Source organism: Lentzea sp. NPDC058450, assembly GCF_042721395.1.
Lineage (GTDB): Bacteria > Actinomycetota > Actinomycetes > Mycobacteriales > Pseudonocardiaceae > Lentzea.
This window is the reverse complement of the sequence record NZ_JBHXLO010000015.1, coordinates 187,422-202,903: the sequence shown is the minus strand read 5'-3', so window position 1 is coordinate 202,903 and position 15,482 is coordinate 187,422. Positions and strand designations below refer to the sequence as shown.

Annotated in this window: 17 protein-coding genes and 1 pseudogene; 12 read left to right on the top strand and 6 right to left on the bottom strand. The window is 69.5% G+C overall.

Features of this window, described 5'->3' with window-relative positions; all coding sequences use genetic code 11:
• Positions 1-16: 16 nt before the first annotated feature.
• From alaS to ACFWNN_RS24055, 6 genes are all read left to right on the top strand, one after another.
• A complete protein-coding gene (gene alaS / locus ACFWNN_RS24080) occupies positions 17-2,686 on the top strand; it encodes an alanine--tRNA ligase (RefSeq protein ID WP_382442170.1) in 2,670 nt (889 codons plus the stop codon).
• Entirely contained in the window at positions 2,673-3,161 is a 489-nt protein-coding gene (gene ruvX, locus ACFWNN_RS24075; protein WP_382442169.1) for a Holliday junction resolvase RuvX, read from the top strand. The genes alaS and ruvX overlap by 14 nt, the downstream gene beginning before the upstream one ends.
• Entirely contained in the window at positions 3,158-4,393 is a 1,236-nt protein-coding gene (gene mltG / locus ACFWNN_RS24070) for an endolytic transglycosylase MltG (protein ID WP_382442168.1), read from the top strand. Before ruvX ends, mltG begins: the two co-directional genes overlap by 4 nt.
• Positions 4,393-5,217: a shikimate dehydrogenase gene (locus ACFWNN_RS24065; protein WP_382442167.1), complete on the top strand. Its 825-nt coding sequence runs from the start codon at positions 4,393-4,395 to the stop codon at positions 5,215-5,217. The genes mltG and ACFWNN_RS24065 overlap by 1 nt, the downstream gene beginning before the upstream one ends.
• A gap of 20 nt (positions 5,218-5,237) precedes the next feature.
• Entirely contained in the window at positions 5,238-5,693 is a 456-nt protein-coding gene (locus ACFWNN_RS24060) for a hypothetical protein (protein WP_382442166.1), read from the top strand.
• Between the two features lie 337 nt (positions 5,694-6,030).
• Positions 6,031-6,525: a DUF6985 domain-containing protein gene (locus ACFWNN_RS24055; protein ID WP_382442165.1), complete on the top strand. Its 495-nt coding sequence runs from the start codon at positions 6,031-6,033 to the stop codon at positions 6,523-6,525.
• On the opposite strand, the gene ACFWNN_RS24050 is transcribed toward ACFWNN_RS24055, so the two are convergent.
• Genes ACFWNN_RS24050 through ACFWNN_RS24040 form a run of 3 tightly spaced genes read right to left on the bottom strand, consistent with a single transcriptional unit; the run spans position 6,522 to position 8,931 of the window.
• Entirely contained in the window at positions 6,522-6,917 is a 396-nt protein-coding gene (locus tag ACFWNN_RS24050) for a hypothetical protein (protein WP_382442164.1), read from the bottom strand. The two genes, ACFWNN_RS24055 and ACFWNN_RS24050, sit on opposite strands and share 4 nt — an antisense overlap.
• Positions 6,914-8,260, bottom strand: a complete 1,347-nt coding sequence (locus tag ACFWNN_RS24045) for a sensor histidine kinase (RefSeq protein ID WP_382442163.1) — start codon at positions 8,258-8,260, stop codon at positions 6,914-6,916. Before ACFWNN_RS24045 ends, ACFWNN_RS24050 begins: the two co-directional genes overlap by 4 nt.
• Positions 8,257-8,931 (bottom strand): response regulator, encoded by a 675-nt coding sequence (locus tag ACFWNN_RS24040; protein WP_382442162.1) that lies wholly within the window; start codon positions 8,929-8,931, stop codon positions 8,257-8,259. Before ACFWNN_RS24040 ends, ACFWNN_RS24045 begins: the two co-directional genes overlap by 4 nt.
• A 101-nt stretch (positions 8,932-9,032) precedes the next feature.
• Here ACFWNN_RS24040 and ACFWNN_RS24035 point away from each other — a divergent pair.
• Positions 9,033-9,521, top strand: a pseudogene (locus tag ACFWNN_RS24035) (phosphatase PAP2 family protein); the annotation flags it as partial.
• Between the two features lie 201 nt (positions 9,522-9,722).
• Here the strand turns inward: ACFWNN_RS24035 and ACFWNN_RS24030 are convergent.
• The 3 genes from ACFWNN_RS24030 to ACFWNN_RS24020 are packed head-to-tail and all read right to left on the bottom strand — an operon-like array spanning position 9,723 to position 12,073.
• Positions 9,723-9,989 carry an HPr family phosphocarrier protein gene (locus ACFWNN_RS24030; protein ID WP_382442194.1) on the bottom strand — a complete coding sequence of 89 codons (267 nt, stop codon included), beginning with the start codon at positions 9,987-9,989 and terminating at the stop codon, positions 9,723-9,725.
• A gap of 30 nt (positions 9,990-10,019) precedes the next feature.
• Positions 10,020-11,321, bottom strand: coding sequence for a PTS transporter subunit EIIC (locus tag ACFWNN_RS24025; protein WP_382442161.1), 1,302 nt, complete (start codon positions 11,319-11,321; stop codon positions 10,020-10,022).
• Complete coding sequence (locus ACFWNN_RS24020; protein WP_382442160.1) at positions 11,318-12,073, bottom strand: GntR family transcriptional regulator; 756 nt, start codon at positions 12,071-12,073, stop codon at positions 11,318-11,320. The genes ACFWNN_RS24025 and ACFWNN_RS24020 overlap by 4 nt, the downstream gene beginning before the upstream one ends.
• Before the next feature lie 111 nt (positions 12,074-12,184).
• Between ACFWNN_RS24020 and ACFWNN_RS24015 the strand changes: the two genes are divergently transcribed.
• From ACFWNN_RS24015 to ACFWNN_RS23995, 5 genes are all read left to right on the top strand, one after another.
• A complete protein-coding gene (locus ACFWNN_RS24015; RefSeq protein ID WP_382442159.1) occupies positions 12,185-12,421 on the top strand; it encodes a glucose PTS transporter subunit EIIB in 237 nt (78 codons plus the stop codon).
• Positions 12,418-12,873, top strand: coding sequence for a PTS glucose transporter subunit IIA (locus tag ACFWNN_RS24010; RefSeq protein WP_382442158.1), 456 nt, complete (start codon positions 12,418-12,420; stop codon positions 12,871-12,873). Before ACFWNN_RS24015 ends, ACFWNN_RS24010 begins: the two co-directional genes overlap by 4 nt.
• A 394-nt stretch (positions 12,874-13,267) precedes the next feature.
• Complete coding sequence (locus ACFWNN_RS24005; protein ID WP_382442157.1) at positions 13,268-13,633, top strand: hypothetical protein; 366 nt, start codon at positions 13,268-13,270, stop codon at positions 13,631-13,633.
• Between the two features lie 3 nt (positions 13,634-13,636).
• Positions 13,637-14,917: a glycosyltransferase family 2 protein gene (locus ACFWNN_RS24000; protein ID WP_382442156.1), complete on the top strand. Its 1,281-nt coding sequence runs from the start codon at positions 13,637-13,639 to the stop codon at positions 14,915-14,917.
• Positions 14,918-14,994: 77 nt separating this feature from the next.
• Positions 14,995-15,474, top strand: coding sequence for a prepilin peptidase (locus ACFWNN_RS23995; RefSeq protein WP_382442155.1), 480 nt, complete (start codon positions 14,995-14,997; stop codon positions 15,472-15,474).
• Positions 15,475-15,482: the final 8 nt, after the last annotated feature.

The following is a 15,482-nucleotide window of genomic DNA, read 5'->3' as shown; positions in this document are numbered from 1 at the left end:
AAACAAGGAACTTCCCGTGCAGACCCACGAGATCATCAAGCGCTTCCGCGAGCACTTCGAGAACGCCGGCCACAAGTACATCCCCAGCGCCTCGCTCCTGCTCGACGACCCCAACCTGCTGTTCGTCAACGCCGGCATGGTGCCGTTCAAGCCGTACTTCCTCGGCGAGGCCCCGCCGCCCGCCCCGCGGATGACGAGCATCCAGAAGTGCGTGCGCACGCCCGACATCGACGAGGTCGGCAAGACCACGCGCCACCTGACGTTCTTCCAGATGGCCGGCAACTTCTCGCTCGGCGACTACTTCAAGGAAGACGCCATCCGGCTCGCCTGGGAGCTGATCACCAAGTCCCAGGACGAGGGCGGCTACGGCTTCGACCCCGAGCGCATCTGGGTCACCGTCTACGAGACCGACGACGAGGCCATCGAGCTCTGGCAGAAGGTCGCCGGCATGCCGCTGGAGCGCATCCAGCGCCGCGGCGTCGAGGACAACTTCTGGTCGATGGGCGTCCCCGGCCCGTGCGGCCCGTGCTCGGAGATCTACTTCGACCGCGGCCCCGAGTACGGCAAGGAGGGCGGGCCGGTCGTCGACGAGGACAGGTACCTGGAGATCTGGAACCTCGTCTTCATGCAGAACATCCGCGGCGAGGGTGGTGCCAAGAAGGACTACCCGGTCATCGGTGAGCTGCCGTCGAAGAACATCGACACCGGCATGGGCGTCGAGCGCGTCGCCTACCTGCTGCAGGGCGTCGACAACGTCTACGAGACCGACCTGGTCCGTGCCGTGATCACCAGGGCCGAGGAGCTGTCCGGCCGCAAGTACGGTGCCGACGAGACCGACGACGTCCGCTTCCGCGTCATCGCCGACCACGCCCGCAGCGGTGTGCTGCTGGTCGGTGACGGTGTCACGCCCGGCAACGAGGCCCGTGGCTACGTGCTGCGCCGCCTGCTGCGCCGCATCATCCGCAGCAGCCGCCTGCTCGGGGTGACCGAGCCGGTGCTGCAGACGTTCGCCGAGGTCGTCCGCGACTCGATGGGCGAGGCCTACCCGGAGCTGGTCAGCGGGTTCGCCCGCATCCAGCAGGTGCTCAAGGCCGAGGAGGACACGTTCCTGCGCACCCTCGACGCCGGTTCGCGGATCTTCGAGGGTGCCGCCGCCGAGGTGAAGGCCGACGGCCGCGCCACGCTGCCCGGTGACAGGGCCTTCCAGCTGCACGACACCTACGGCTTCCCGATCGACCTCACGCTGGAGATGGCCTCCGAGGCCGGCCTGTCCGTGGACGAGGACGGGTTCCGCAAGCTGATGGCCGAGCAGCGCGCCCGCGCCAAGGCCGACGCCGCCGGCAAGAAGACCGGCCACGGCGACCAGTCGGTCTACCGGGAGCTGCTGGAGCAGGGGCCGACCGAGTTCACCGGCTACACCGAGCTGAGCTCCGAGGCCACCCTGCGCGGCATCGTGCTCAACGGCGCCCGCGTGAAGTCGGCCAAGGAAGGCGACATCGTCGAGGTCGTCCTCGACCGCACGCCGCTCTACGCCGAGTCCGGTGGCCAGGAGTCCGACGCCGGCACCATCGTCACGGCCAACGCCGAGCTCGAGGTGCTCGACGTGCAGAAGGTCGCCCGCAAGCTGTGGGTGCACCAGGTCCGCGTCACCTCCGGCGAGGTCAGCGAGGGCGAGCACGTCGAGGCCCGCGTCGACCCGGAGTGGCGCACCGGCGCCCGCCAGGGTCACTCGGGCACGCACGTCGTGCACGCCGCCCTGCGGCACGTGCTCGGCCCGTCGGCCCTGCAGAGCGGTTCGTACAACAAGCCCGGCTACCTGCGGCTCGACTTCGCCTGGACCGGTGGCCTGTCCGCCGAGGCCAAGAGCGAGATCGAGGAGGTCTCCAACCTCGCCGTGCGCCGCGACCTGCCGGTCAGCATCGTCTACACCGACATGGCCGGTGCCCAGGAGCTGGGTGCCGTCGCCCTGTTCGGCGAGACCTACGACGAGACCGTCCGCGTCATCGAGATCGGTGGCGAGTGGTCCCGTGAGCTCTGCGGTGGCACGCACGTCGAGCACTCGTCGCAGATCGGCGCCATCACGCTGCTCGGCGAGTCGTCCGTCGGGTCCGGCGTGCGCCGCCTGGAGGCCTACGTCGGCATCGAGGCCATGCGGTTCCTGGCCAAGGAACGCGCCATCGTGCAGAACCTGTCCGACATGCTCAAGGTCGGTTCCGAGGGCCTGCCCGAGCGGATCGAGTCGCTGGTCGAGCGGCTGAAGGTCGCCGAGAAGGAGCTGGAGAAGGTCCGCGCCGCCGAGCTGCTCGGCAACGCCGGCGCGCTGGCCGACAAGGCCCTCGACATCCGCGGCCTGTCGCTCGTGGCCCTGGGCCTCGAGGGCGTGTCGGGCAACGACCTGCGCACCCTCGGCGGCGAGGTCCGCAACCGCCTGGGCACCAAGCCCGGTGTGGTGGCCCTGTTCTCGGTCGACGGCGACAAGGTCAGCTTCGTGGTGGCCACCACGGCCGCCGCCCGTGACCTGGGACTCGCCGCCGGCAAGCTGGTCCCGGTGTTCGGCCCGGCCATCGCCGCCCGCGGTGGCGGCAAGCCCGACCTGGCCCAGGGCGGCGGCACCAACCCGTCCGGTGTCACCGAGGCCATCACGGCCCTGACCAACGAACTGGACAAGGTGCTTGAGCAGCGCTGATGTTCCTGGTGTCGACGATCCGGGCCTCGGTCGGAGGCTCGGCGTCGACGTCGGATCGGTTCGTGTGGGGGTCTCGTTAAGTGATCCGAGTCCGTTCCTGGCGACTCCGCTCGTCACCCTGAAACGCGACGAGAAGGGCGGCTCGGACCTCACGGAACTCGTACGCCTCATCGCCGACCATGACGTCGTCGAGGTCGTGGTCGGCCTGCCGAAGACACTGGCAGGAAGGCACGGCCCCGCAGCCGAGGCGGCGACGGCGTACGCTGCCGCCTTGGCCGGACGCATCGCCCCGGTGCCGGTGCGGCTCAGCGACGAACGACTGACGACGGTCGTGGTGAGCCGGGTGCTGGCGCAGCGTGGTGTGAAGGGCAAGAAACAGCGAGCCGTTGTCGACCAGGCCGCTGCTGTCGAGATCCTGCAATCTTGGCTGGACGCACGGGCACGTTCGGTGTCCGCCCGAAAGGACGAGGCGTGAGCGGCGACGATCTCGGGTTGTTCACCGACCCCGACGTGGACGAGCGAAGGCCGGTCAGAAAGCGCGACCGCGAGCGCGACAACGCGCGGGCCAAGGCGAAGAAGCGCAAGAAGACGGTCCTGTGGCTGGTCGTCGCGCTGGTCCTCGCCGTCGGCATGGGCGGCGCCTACTACGGCTACCGCGAACTGCGCGGCATCGGGTCGTTCGACGACTTCGCGGGCAGCGGCGAGGCCGACGCGATCGTCGAGGTCCAGGACGGCGACGTGGTCAGCAAGATCGCGGCCACCCTGTACGAGAACGGCGTCGTCGCCTCCGCGCGCGCCTTCACCGAGGCCAGCAAGACCGACGCCCGCGTGACGTCGATCCAGCCCGGCTTCTACCTGATGAAGACGAAGATGTCCGGCCAGAGCGCGGTGGCCAAGATGATCGACCCGAAGACGCGCGTCCCGGCCGTGCAGCTCGTCGGCGGCATCAAGCTCACCGACATCCAGGCCAACGGCAAGACCATCCCCGGCATCTACTCCCAGCTCGCCGCCGCGAGCTGCACGGAGAAGGACGGCCAGAAGGTCTGCCTCACCGGCGACGAGATCAAGGCCGCCGCCGAGCAGACCGACCCGGTCGCCCTCGGCGTGCCGGACTGGGCGCTCGCCGACGTGAAGGCCGCCGAGCCGCAGTTCCGCCTCGAAGGCCTGATCATGCGCGGCGTGTACCAGGTCAAGCCGGGCGTGAGCGCGGTAGAGCTGCTCCGCAGCGTCATCGTCGCCTCCGCCCAGAAGCTGCAGGGCGCGGGCATCCCCGGCGGCACCCTGAACACCGGCTTCCGGCCGTACGAGGTCCTCGTGATCGCCTCGCTGATCGAGAAGGAAGCGATCGAGAAGGACTTCGGCAAGGTCTCGCAGGTCATCTACAACCGCATGGCCGAGCCGATGGACCTGCAGTTCGACTCGACCATCAACTACCGCAACAACCAGCCGCACATCCGCACGTCCGACGCGGACCGCAACGCGGACCAGCCGTACAACACGTACAACCGCAAGGGCCTGACGCCGACCCCCATCGGCTCGCCCTCGCAGCAGGCCGTGGCGGCCGCGATCAAGCCGGACGGCGGCGACGCGGGCAACAAGATCCTGTACTTCGTGAAGTGCGAGAAGGACGGCACCTCGTGCTTCTCGAACACGTACCCGGAACACCAGGCCAAGGACCAGAAGGCACAGCAGGAGGGCGTCTACTAGTGGTGCTGCGGAAGGCGGCGGTGATCGGTTCGCCGATCGAGCACTCGCTCTCACCCGTCCTGCACAACGCCGCGTACGCCGCCCTGGGCCTCGACTGGGAGTACACCCGCCTGGAATGCGCCGAGGCGGACGTCCCCGGCCTCGTGTCGTCGCTCGGACCGGAGTGGGTGGGCCTGTCCTGCACGATGCCCACGAAACGCGCCGCGCTGGCGTTCGCGTCCGTCGTGACCCCGCGCGCCTCGGCCGTGGGCGCGGCGAACACGCTGGTGCGCAACGGTTCCGAGTGGCACGCCGACTGCACCGACGTCGATGGCGTCGTAGGAGCGTTGCGGGAGAAGGGTTTCTCCGGCGGCACGAACGGCGTGGTGCTGGGTGCGGGCGGCACGGCCACGGCCGCGCTGGCCGGCCTCGCCGAGCTGGGCGTGAAGACGGTTTCCTTGGTGGTGCGGGATCCTGCGCGCGCGGGCGAGGCGGCGGAGACCGCGTCCCGCGTCGGCGTCGAGGCCGAGGTCCTCGAACTGTCCTCAGTGGACCTCCCGCTGTTGTGCGGCGCGTCGGACGTCGTGGTGTCCACCGTGCCGGCCGAGGCCACCGTGCCGCTGGCCGCCGCACTCGCCCGCGCGCCGTACGTGCTGGACGTGATCTACCACCCGTGGCCGACCCCGGTCGCCGCGGCCGTGGAGGAGTCGGGCGCGCGCCTCGCGACGGGCCTGGACATGTTGCTGCACCAGGCTTTCGGTCAGGTGGAGCAGTTCACCGGCAAGCCCGCGCCGCAGGACGTGATGCGCCGGGCGCTGGACGCCGCCCTGGCCGCCCGCGCGTAACCGTGTCGGGCCAAGTCCCGGTGTGGCTGCCGCTCGTCGCGGCACTGATCGCTGGTGTCCTCGGCGCTGCCGGCGTGATCGCTGGCCAGTTGGTGAACGCGCGCCGCGAGTCGAAGCGTTGGCAGGTCGAGCGTTCCGCCAAGACTCTCGACTACTGGCGGGACACCAAGCTCAAGGCTTACTCGGACCTCGTTGGTGTCTTGCATCGGTGGAACGAGCTGTTCTTCCGGCACGTGAACTGGCCGGCTGACGGACTGCTTGTCGTCCAAGACCACGTGCTGGCCGAGATGGATCAGTTGGCCAAGGACCTCGACTTCGTGATGGCTGGTGTCTACCTCGTGGGCTCCCGTGAAGTGCAGACGTTGAGCGAAGAAGTGGGGGCTCTACTACGTCGGTGCGGTGAAAGCCCTGCGGGACGGGAGTCCTCGCATTTTCCCGCGCATACCCGAGTCGCCCGGGCAGGGAGTGTTGCCTGACGACGACGTACCTGCTGATGTCTACCTGAGACTGGTGCAGCTGATGAGGCGAGACCTCGGGCATGAGCCCATGAGTTTCCCGGCCTCGTAACTTTCGGCCTGATCCCTCGCTGTTCGATATCGGCACGCGCCCGTCGTGTGATTGTCTGCGCGCGACTCGTTTGACTGCGGACGATGTGCCACTCGCCCGCGGTCATCGCATGCCGGTGTTCTGCGGGAGAACCGGCAGGCGGGGGGCGCACGGGTGTGCCTGCCGAGGGCTCCGCTTGGGCGCGTGGGCCTACCGGTTCGGCACCACGGCCGCCGGTGCGCCCCTCCACCTTCCTAGGATGGCCCGGTGGAGATCCCAGGGCTCGGCGTCGTGACCGAGGACGAGCACGGCAGCCTGGTCAGCGCGCCCGTCGAGGTGCCGGTGCTGGGCGGCGCGTTCCGCTGGCACGTCGACGGCTACCAGGACGACCCCGCGCCGCACGAGTTCCACGCGGCCGTCAAGGCGTTCCTCGCCCTCGACGGCAGGGCGCTCGAAGCGGCGGCGGCGGGAGTCTTCGACTACTACCGGCACATGGGCGAGATCTTCGGCGACGAGCTGGACGACTTCCCCCGCATCGCCGGGCCGGACCAGGTCTGGGACCACGTCACGTTCGGCCACGAGGTGACGGTGACCCGAGGCGACGAGGGCGACCCGGTGTTCGTGTCGGTCGAGGCCGAGTGCGAGTGGGAGGTCGAGCACGGCCTGCAGGTGGTGTTTCGCGAGGGCGCGCGCATCACCAAGGTCGGCCCGTACGACGGTCATCTCAAGAACGACGAAGACGTCCTGTACGAACGCTTCTAGGGGCAGAACTCGGCCGGGATCTTGGCGTCGGGGGCGATCTCCACGCCGTTCGCCTGGGCCGTGCAGTGGATCTGGATGAGTCCCCACTTGGACGCCAGCGGGTTGACGTCGCCCGGCAGGACGACCAGGTTCCGCGCCGCGACGGCCCGCGACTGCGTCTCCGGCAGGTCGGTCGTGAGGCCCTGCTTGCGTTCGTCGTCGGTGGGCCCGGCCAGCAGCAGGTTGATGGCGGTCGTGATGTCGACGCTGCCGGTGTGGTCGCGGTCGCGGCGCACCAGGCCGTCCCCGTCGGCCCGCACGAGGTAGATGGTCAGCGTGCGCGACGAGACCGTGGGCCCCTCGCCGCCGGTGAGCACGGGGGTCGGGCGGATGCCGCACGACGTCAGCGTCACGAGGGCAAGCGCAACGTGAAGACCGCGCCGCCAGAGGGGGCGTTGGCCGCCTCGATCGTGCCGCCGTGCAGGCGTGCGTTCTCCCATGCGATCGCCAATCCCAGTCCGCTGCCCTCGGAACGGGAGCGGGCCGTGTCTGCCTTGTAGAAGCGGTCGAAGATGTGGGGGAGTGCGTCGGCGGGGATGCCCGGACCGTTGTCCGCCACCTGGACGACGCCCGGCCGCACCGTCACCCGCACCGGGACGCCGCCGTGCTTCAGCGCGTTGCCGACGAGGTTGGCCACGATCACGTCGAGGCGGCGGCGGTCGACCCGCGCCACCACGCCCTCGGCCAATGATGCCTGCACCGAGCCGGTCCAGCCGCGCGCGGCCAGGGTGTCGCGCACGGCGGTGCCGAGGTCCCAGTCGTCGAGCTCCAGGACGTTGCGGCCCTCGTCGAAGCGCGAGATCTCCATCAGGTCGTTGACCAGGCGGGTGAGCTTGCGGGTCTCGGTGGACACCAGGCGGGCCGCGACGGCGGTGTCCGGGGGCAGCGTGCCGGCGTCCTCGTCCAGCACGGCCGTGACGGCGTTCATGGCCGTCAGCGGGGTGCGCAGCTCGTGCGACACGTCCGCCACGAACCGGCGGGAGGCGGCCTGCGAGGCCTCCAGCTGCTCCGCGGCGCGGTTGAACGTCCGGGCGAGGTCCGCGAGCTCGTCGGAGCCCCGTTCGTCCACACGGGTGTCCAGGCGGCCGGAACCGAGGGCGCGGGCGGCGGCGCCGAGCCTGCGGACGGGCCGCAGCACGCCGCGGGCGGTGAACAACGCGAGGCCCAGCGCCAGCGGCACCACGAGGCTCACGCCCACCCACGCGGCGGTCGAGAAGCTGTCGATGGCGGTCTGCGTGCCGGTCAGCTCCGTGATCGCCCAGACCTCCACGCCGGTCGGGGTGCCGTCGCCGCGCAGCAACGGGATGCCGACCACGACGTACGGGGTGATCTGGTCGGTGCGCCGCTGCCAGAGGATGGTGCTGCTGTTCTTGAGCATGGCGCGCATCTCGGCGGGGACGAACGACGGGTCCGGCCCGCCGCCCGACCGCATCCCCTCGAACAGGACGACCGACGAGCCGCGCAGGAACCACGCGAAGTCGTCCAGGTCCTGCTGCGACGGCGGCACGGTGAGCCGCGGCGCGTACGTGCGGGCGTTCTGCACCAGCGGGTTCATGAAGCTGTCCTGCGCGTCCGTGAGCAGCAACGTGCGCGCCGTCGCGTAGGAGGCGCCCGCCGCGCCGGCCGCGCCCAGCACCGTCAGCAGCAGGAACGCCGCCATCAGCCGCGGGCGCAGGCCGCGCAGCAACGACCTCATCGCGGGCCGAAGCGGTAACCGAAGCCGCGCACGGTGTGGACGTAGCCGGGGTCGGCGGGCACGTCCTCGATCTTCGCGCGCAGCCGCTGCACGCACGCGTCGACCAGCCGCGAGTCGCCGAGGTAGTCGTGCTCCCACACCGCTTCGAGGATCTGCTGGCGGGTCAGCACGCGACCGGGCGTGCGGGACAGTTCGAGCAGCAGCTTCAGCTCCGTCGGGGTCAGCGCGACCTTCACGTCGTTCTTGAGCACCTGAAGTCCTGCCCGATCGATCACCAGCGACCCGTGCCGTTCGACCGACGACGGCTCGGACACCGTCCGCCGCAGCACCGCCCGGATGCGGGCCTCCAGCACGCGCGGTTCGACGGGTTTGACCACGTAGTCGTCCGCGCCCGCCTCCAGGCCCGCCACCACGTCGAAGTCGTCGCCGCGGGCGGTGAGCATGATGATCGGCACCTCGGCGTGCGAGCGCATCCGGCGGCACGTCTCGAAGCCGTCGATCCCCGGCAGCATGATGTCGAGGACCACGATGTCGGGGCGGGACTCGCGCAGTCGCTCGACGCCTTCCTCGCCTGTCGGCGCCGCGCGGACCTCGTGCCCCTGACGGCGCAGCGCCAGTCCGAGTCCTTCACGCACCGAGGGGTCGTCCTCCACCAGCAAGACCATCGCCACAAGACCATTATCGGCGGGAGCAGGCGGGGACGCCCGTTCTGTAGCGGAACCATGACATGGCGTGGACGTTCTCATAGAGCGGCTCGCGGAATCTCGAACTCATGGCCGGAAGCTTGCTGGGATTCCTCTTCACGTACTTCGCGCTGGTGTGGACGTCATTCGGGCAGAAGGCGGAGAACGCCGCGTTGCCCGAGTTGTCGTTGCAACGGTCGTGGGCGTCCAACGTGGACATGGCGATCATCGTGGCCGCCGTGCTCGTGATCGTGTTCGCCCGCAAGAAGTCGCTCACGCCGTTGCTGCTGCTCGGCGGTTCGGTGCTGGGCGCCCAGGTGCTGAAGCTCTACGTGCTGGTGCGGCCGCCGCTGGACGACGACGCGGTGCTGGTGCACAACAGCTTCCCGAGTGGGCACACGACGGCCGCGGTGGCGTCGGTGATCGCGGTGACGATGGCCGTGCCACGCCGGTTCGCGCTGGTCGTGGCGGTGCCGGGGGCGCTCGGCGCGGGGGCGGTCGCGGCGGAGACGGTGTCGCTCGGCTGGCACCGGTTCAGCGACACGCTCGGCGCGGCGCTGCTGGTCTCGACGCTCGCGTTCCTGCTGCTGCGCAGGTGGACCGCGGGGCTGGTGGTGCCGCCGGCGCTGGCCGTCGGCGGGGTGTGGCTGATGGTGAGCTACCCGCAGGCCACGCCGTCGACTCTCGCCGGCGTCGTGACCGCGGGGGTGGTGCTGCACTTCGGGTGGGCCGTGAGCGGTCCCGGTCCTCGGGGTGACCAGGACCGCTCACGGCAGGGATCACCCGTCGTGGTCGGTGGCGATCAGTTCGGCGATGGCGTCCAGAGCAGCGTCCGCTCCGTCCCCCTCGGCGCTGAGCACCACCTCGTCACCGTGCATCGCGCCCAGGGTCATCAGACCCAGGACACTCGCCGCTTCGACGGCTTCGCCGTCGTCCTTGCGGATGGTGACCGTCACCGGCTGGTCGGCGGCGGCCTTCGCCAGCAATGCGGCAGGCCGGGCGTGCAGTCCGACCTTGCTGGCCACGGTGACCCGTCGCTCGGCCATGATGGTTCCTCCCGGTAGAGCTGGTTGTGACTACTGCTTGTCGTGCCTGGCGGGCTTCTCGGTGACGGCCGTGTCGGCCGAACCCGAGGCACCCACGACGCTCTCGTCGGCCTCCGGCGACTCGTCGTCCTCGCGGCCCGGCGTCTTCAGGTTCCACTTGGTGATGACCCAGCGGAACACGAAGTAGTAGATCGCCGCGTAGACGAGGCCGATCGGGATGATCAGCAACGGCCTGGTCGCGATGTTGAAGTTGAGCAGGTAGTCGATCACACCCGCGGAGAAGCCGAAACCGTCGTGCACGCCGAGCGCGTTGGTGATCGCGAGCGACGTACCGGTCAGGACGGCGTGGATGACGTAGAGCGGCCACGCGACGAACATGAACGCGAACTCGAGCGGCTCGGTGACACCCGTGATGAACGAGGTGAGGGCCGCGGAGCCCATGATGCCGGCGATGATCTTCTTCTGCGACGGCTTGGCGGTGTGGATGATCGCCAGGGCGGCCGCGGGGAGCGCGAACATGAAGATCGGGAAGAAGCCGGACATGAACGTGCCCGCGGTCGGGTCGCCCGCGAAGAAGCGCGGGATGTCACCGGTCTTGGTGGCGCCGTCGACCTGGTACTCGCCGAAGACCTGCCACATGAACGTGTTCGGGATGTGGTGCAGACCCAGCGGGATCAGGAGGCGGTTGATCACGCCGTAGATGCCGGCACCGATGATCGAGCTGCCCGAGACGGCCTCGCCGACGGCGGTCAGGCCCTTGTCGAACCACGGGTAGATGAGGCCCATCACGACGCCGACGGGGATCATGACGCCCGCGACGATGATCGGCACGAAGCGGCGGCCACCGAAGAACGCGAGGTACGGGGGCAGCTTGATGCGGTGGTACTTCTGCCACAGCACGGCGGTGATCAGACCCACCACGATGCCGGTCAGCACCGAGTAGTTGATCTGCTCCTGCTTGGCGGGGTCCTCGGCCAGCGGCAGGACCATGGGGGACATGGCCTTGAAGACGGCCTGCGTGACCACGAAGCCGACGACGGCGGCGAGCGCGGTCGAGCCGTCACCGCGGCGCGCGAACCCGATCGCCACACCCACCGCGAACAGCAGCGGCAGGTTGCTGAACAGGGCGTCGCCCGCACCACCGATGACAGCGGCGACCTGGTTCCAGCCCAGACCGTCCTTGCCGAGCAGGTCGGGCTGGCCGAGACGCAGGAGAAGTGCGGCGGCGGGCAGTGAGGCGATCGGCAGCATGAGGCTGCGACCGAACCGCTGCAAACCGGCCAGGCCCTTGAACCCGCGACCGCCTGTCGCCTCTGGGGCGCTGGCGCTCATGTGGTACCTCCCTTGGCGGAGTTCGGAACGGAACCCGGGACGGTCCGGTCCAGTTGCATGGTCACCTGGTAGAGATCGCCCCGGTACCAGGAAGTCACGTCTTCGCAGGGCTGCCCGTTCGAGCTGGCGACCCTCCTGAACACGAGGAGCGGGCTGCCCTTGCGGACGTCGAGCGCCTTCGCGGTCTCCGCGTCGGCGGTCTCGGCCCACACGGTCTGCCGCGCGTGGTCGAGCTGGATTCCGTACCGGGTCGCGATGATCTCGTAGAGCGATCCGGTCAGGTCGCATCGGTCGAGCTCGGGAAGCATGTGCGGGCTGTACCAGCCGGACTCGAGCGCCAGCGGTGCCCCGTCGGCCTTGCGCAACCGCACGACGCGGTACGCGTACTCGTCCGGCTCCAGCCCCAGCGACGCCTTGGAACCCGGCGCCGCCTGGCCGCAGCTGATCACCTCGGTGCTGGGCTCGACGCCGCGCGCCTTCATGTCCGAGGTGAACGAGGCCAGGAAGAGCTGCAGGTCGTAGCGCCGCTTGGCGGTGAACGTCCCACGGCCCTTGGCCCGCGTGAGCAGACCGTCGGCGACCAGTTGGCCGACTGCGGCCCGCACGGTGATGCGAGAGACTCCGTACCGCTCGGCCAGGTCGCGCTCCGACGGAATCGGGGAGCCGGGAGCGAGCTCCTGTTCGGCCAGCCGCCGCAGGATCTCGCGCAGCTGCGCGTGCTTGGGCTTGGGCCCCTCCACGATCTCGTTCACTCGCTCACCTCCTCGCTAGTGGTACTTTCCGGTCTAGACCAGTTGGTGCGGGAGAATGCTCCGCGCACCGAGCGGGTGTCAACCGCTGTTACGGGAACGAGAGGTACGAACGTGGCTGACGAGAAGGCGCAGAAGATCCTCGCCGCGCTGGGCGGGCGCGACAACGTCATCGAGATCGAGCCCTGCATCACCCGGCTGCGGTGTGAGCTCGAGGACGGTTCGGTCGTCGACGAGAAGGCCCTGAAGGCGTTGGGAGCACACGGGGTCATGCGCTCCGGCAACGTCGTCCAGGTCGTCGTCGGCCCCGAGGCGGACACCATCGCGTCGGACATCGAGGACCTCCTGTGAGCCTCCGCGTGGGCAGCCCGGTCGCGGGCCGCGTGGTCGCGCTCTCGGAGGTTCCGGACCAGGTCTTCGCCGAGGCGATGGTCGGCCCCGGCGTCGCCGTCGAACCGGCCCGCGTGAAGGCCGACGTGGTCTCACCCCTCGACGGCACCGTCGTCACGCTGCACCCGCACGCGTTCGTCGTGGCCGGCGCGGACGGCGCGGCCGTCCTCGTCCACCTGGGCATCGACACCGTGAAGCGCAAGGGCGAGGGCTTCGAGGTGCACGTCGTCAAGGGCGAGCAGGTCCAGGCCGGTCAGAAGATCGTGACGTGGGACCCGGCCGAGGTCGAGGCGGCCGGGTACGCGCCGATCTGCCCGGTCATCGCGCTGGACGCGTCCGCGGAGGCGCTCGGCGACCTCGCGGTGGGCGTGGACGTGACGGCGAACGACGCGCTGTTCGACTGGTCGCGCTGAGGTGAGTTCGTTCTGGTTCGTCGTCGCCGGCTCTCGGTCGGCGACGACGAACTGAATCGAAGCACCTTTCACCCGGATGGACCTAGAGGAATGTCGCGGTGCCCCGACATGATTTGGCGGTCTGGGGAGGCATTGCGCACTGGGCGGGAATCAAAATCGGCGTGTGCCGGACGGTTTCTGGGGAACTTTCCGGGTGACGCCCTCCTAGGTCGTTCGTCGACCATTGTAGTCCCGCAGGGGGCGGGTCCGCGCAGCACGGATGAGTTCGGACGGTGGTCCGCGGCTCTGTCGGTGTGCGCGTTTATTACTCGTGGGGCCTTTCCGTTCGCTGAATCATGTCTATGACACGCGATTAGTGGAGGAACCAACGGTGAATTCGCAACGTCTTGCGTTTTTGGACGACCTCGAGGCCGAGCTGTCCGCGCCGAGCGCGGGCGGGCAGGCCGCCGGGTCCGGCACGGGCGTGGCGGGCCGCAAGATCCGTCACCTCGCCGCGACGCTGCTGGCGAGCGCGTCCTTCTTCACGGTGTCGGCCGGGGTGGCGAGCGCCGGCACCGGGTCGGACGTCGTCGCGAGCGACTGCATGAGGCCCGACTACGTCAACTACACCCACACCAAGAACTGCAGCGGGCTGGACATCCAGAAGTTCGAGTACCGCTACTCCTACTCGCCGAACCAGGTCCTGTGGTGCCACGTCTTCTGGCACTACTCGTTCACCTGCAACACCTGGTACTACGTCGGCGTCAAAGAAGCCTGCTGACCGGTGACGTGGACGCGGGTGCCGGCGCGCATGCGGCACCCGCGTTTCGCCGCCGACCGGAAGCGAGGCGAGATGCGCGAGAAGACCGAGTCGCCGGAGCCCAACCCGTGGATCCGGCGCGTGCTGCCCCCTCTCACCGGCCTGGGTTTCACCGGGCGGGAGACGAGCACCAGGGCGAGCGTCGTGGTGCTGGCCAGGGACGAGGAGAGGTGCATCGCCCGCTGCCTCGACAGTGTCGTGAGCAGCGGGTTCGACGAGGTCCTGGTGGTGGACACCGGGTCGGTGGACAGCACGCCCGGCATTGTCGCGACCTACGCGGACCGGGGTGTGCGACTGCTCCAGGTGCCGTGGGGCGACTCGTTCGCCGAGGCGCGGAACGCGGCGATCGACGCCGTGGGGAGCGGGTGGGTCGTCTTCCTCGACGCCGACGAGTGGGTGGAGTCGGCCGAGGAGCTCAGAGCCTGCCTGGACTCGTTGGCGGGCGCCGACGGACTGCGGCGGCTGGTGTTCGCGCCCAGGATCTTCGACGTGGACCGGGAGACGTACGACGACTCCATTCCGCGCATCTTCCTGGCGGACGGCGGCGTCCGGTTCAAGGGGGCGATCCACGAGTACCCGGTGGTGGCGGGGGAGGTCGACGAACCGGTCGGGCTGGTCGAGCTCGACGTCGTCCTCCGGCACGACGGCTACCGCCCCGACGTGGTGCACGCCAAGGGGAAGCGGCAGCGCAACCTGGAGTTGCTGCGGGCCGCGCTGAAGAACGACCCCACCAACCCGCGGTGGTTCTACTTCATGGTCCGCGACGCGCTGCCGGTGCTCGGGGGCGACCAGATCGTCGGTCTGTGCGACGCGTTGCGGGATCTCGTGGGGCGCGACGCCGGGTCCGGGGACCTGCTCGGCGCCGCCGAGTACTGGAAGCTCGCGCTCGCTTTCTCATGTCAGGGTCTGGTCGCGCTGGGGGACTGGGATTCGGTTCACCGGTTCTGCCGCGATCTGGAACAGGCCGACGCGCATTACTTCAGCACGATGGCCGAGCTGGTCGGCGGCGTGGTGACCAAGAAGGATCTGCTGCGCGCGGTGGAAATCCGGAAGAACGACGATCTGATGGCGCGCAGTGCGATCGATCCGTCCGGTCGTCATGTGGACGCGCTCATTTGCGCGTTGCTGGGGCGGCTGCGGGGAGAAGACGAAGCGGACCGTTATCGGGAGCTTTGCGATTCCTGGGACGACGTGTTCTTCGAGAAGTCGGTGTTGCGTGGCGCTGCTGGGATTTCGCCGGCCTGATCCGGGCCGTGCGTGAACGGACCGTTCACGACAGGGCGGAACTTGGCCCGGGCCGTGCCGGGCAGGACCGTGGTGCCATGACCACGGTCCTGCTCGCGTTCACACCGGGCACGCTCCTCAAAGGCGTGCTCGTGGCTTCGTCGTGGACGGTCGCCGCCGTCCTCGACGCACCACCCGAGTCGTTCGTGCTGGCCTGGTTCGGCATCATGCTCGCGGTGATCGACCTGCGGCACCACCGGTTGCCGGACGCCCTCACCCTCCCGTTGGCCGCCGCCCTGCTGCTCCTGCAGTCCCATCGGCTGGGAGAAGCGCTGCTGACCGCCGCGCTTTTCGGTGGCGCGCATCTCGCCGTCCGGCGCTGCAAGCCCGCGCTGATGGGTGGCGGCGACGTGAAGCTGACCTTCGGCCTCGGCGCCGCGCTCGCCCTGCCGCAGCTCTTACCTGCGGCGATCCTGTCCAGTGTGGTCACTCTCGCCCTCGCCGCGCTCCGCAGAGCCCGTGCCGTGCCCCACGGACCGGGGTTGCTGGCCGCCACCTGGGCATTGACGACGCTGTGAAAGGATTG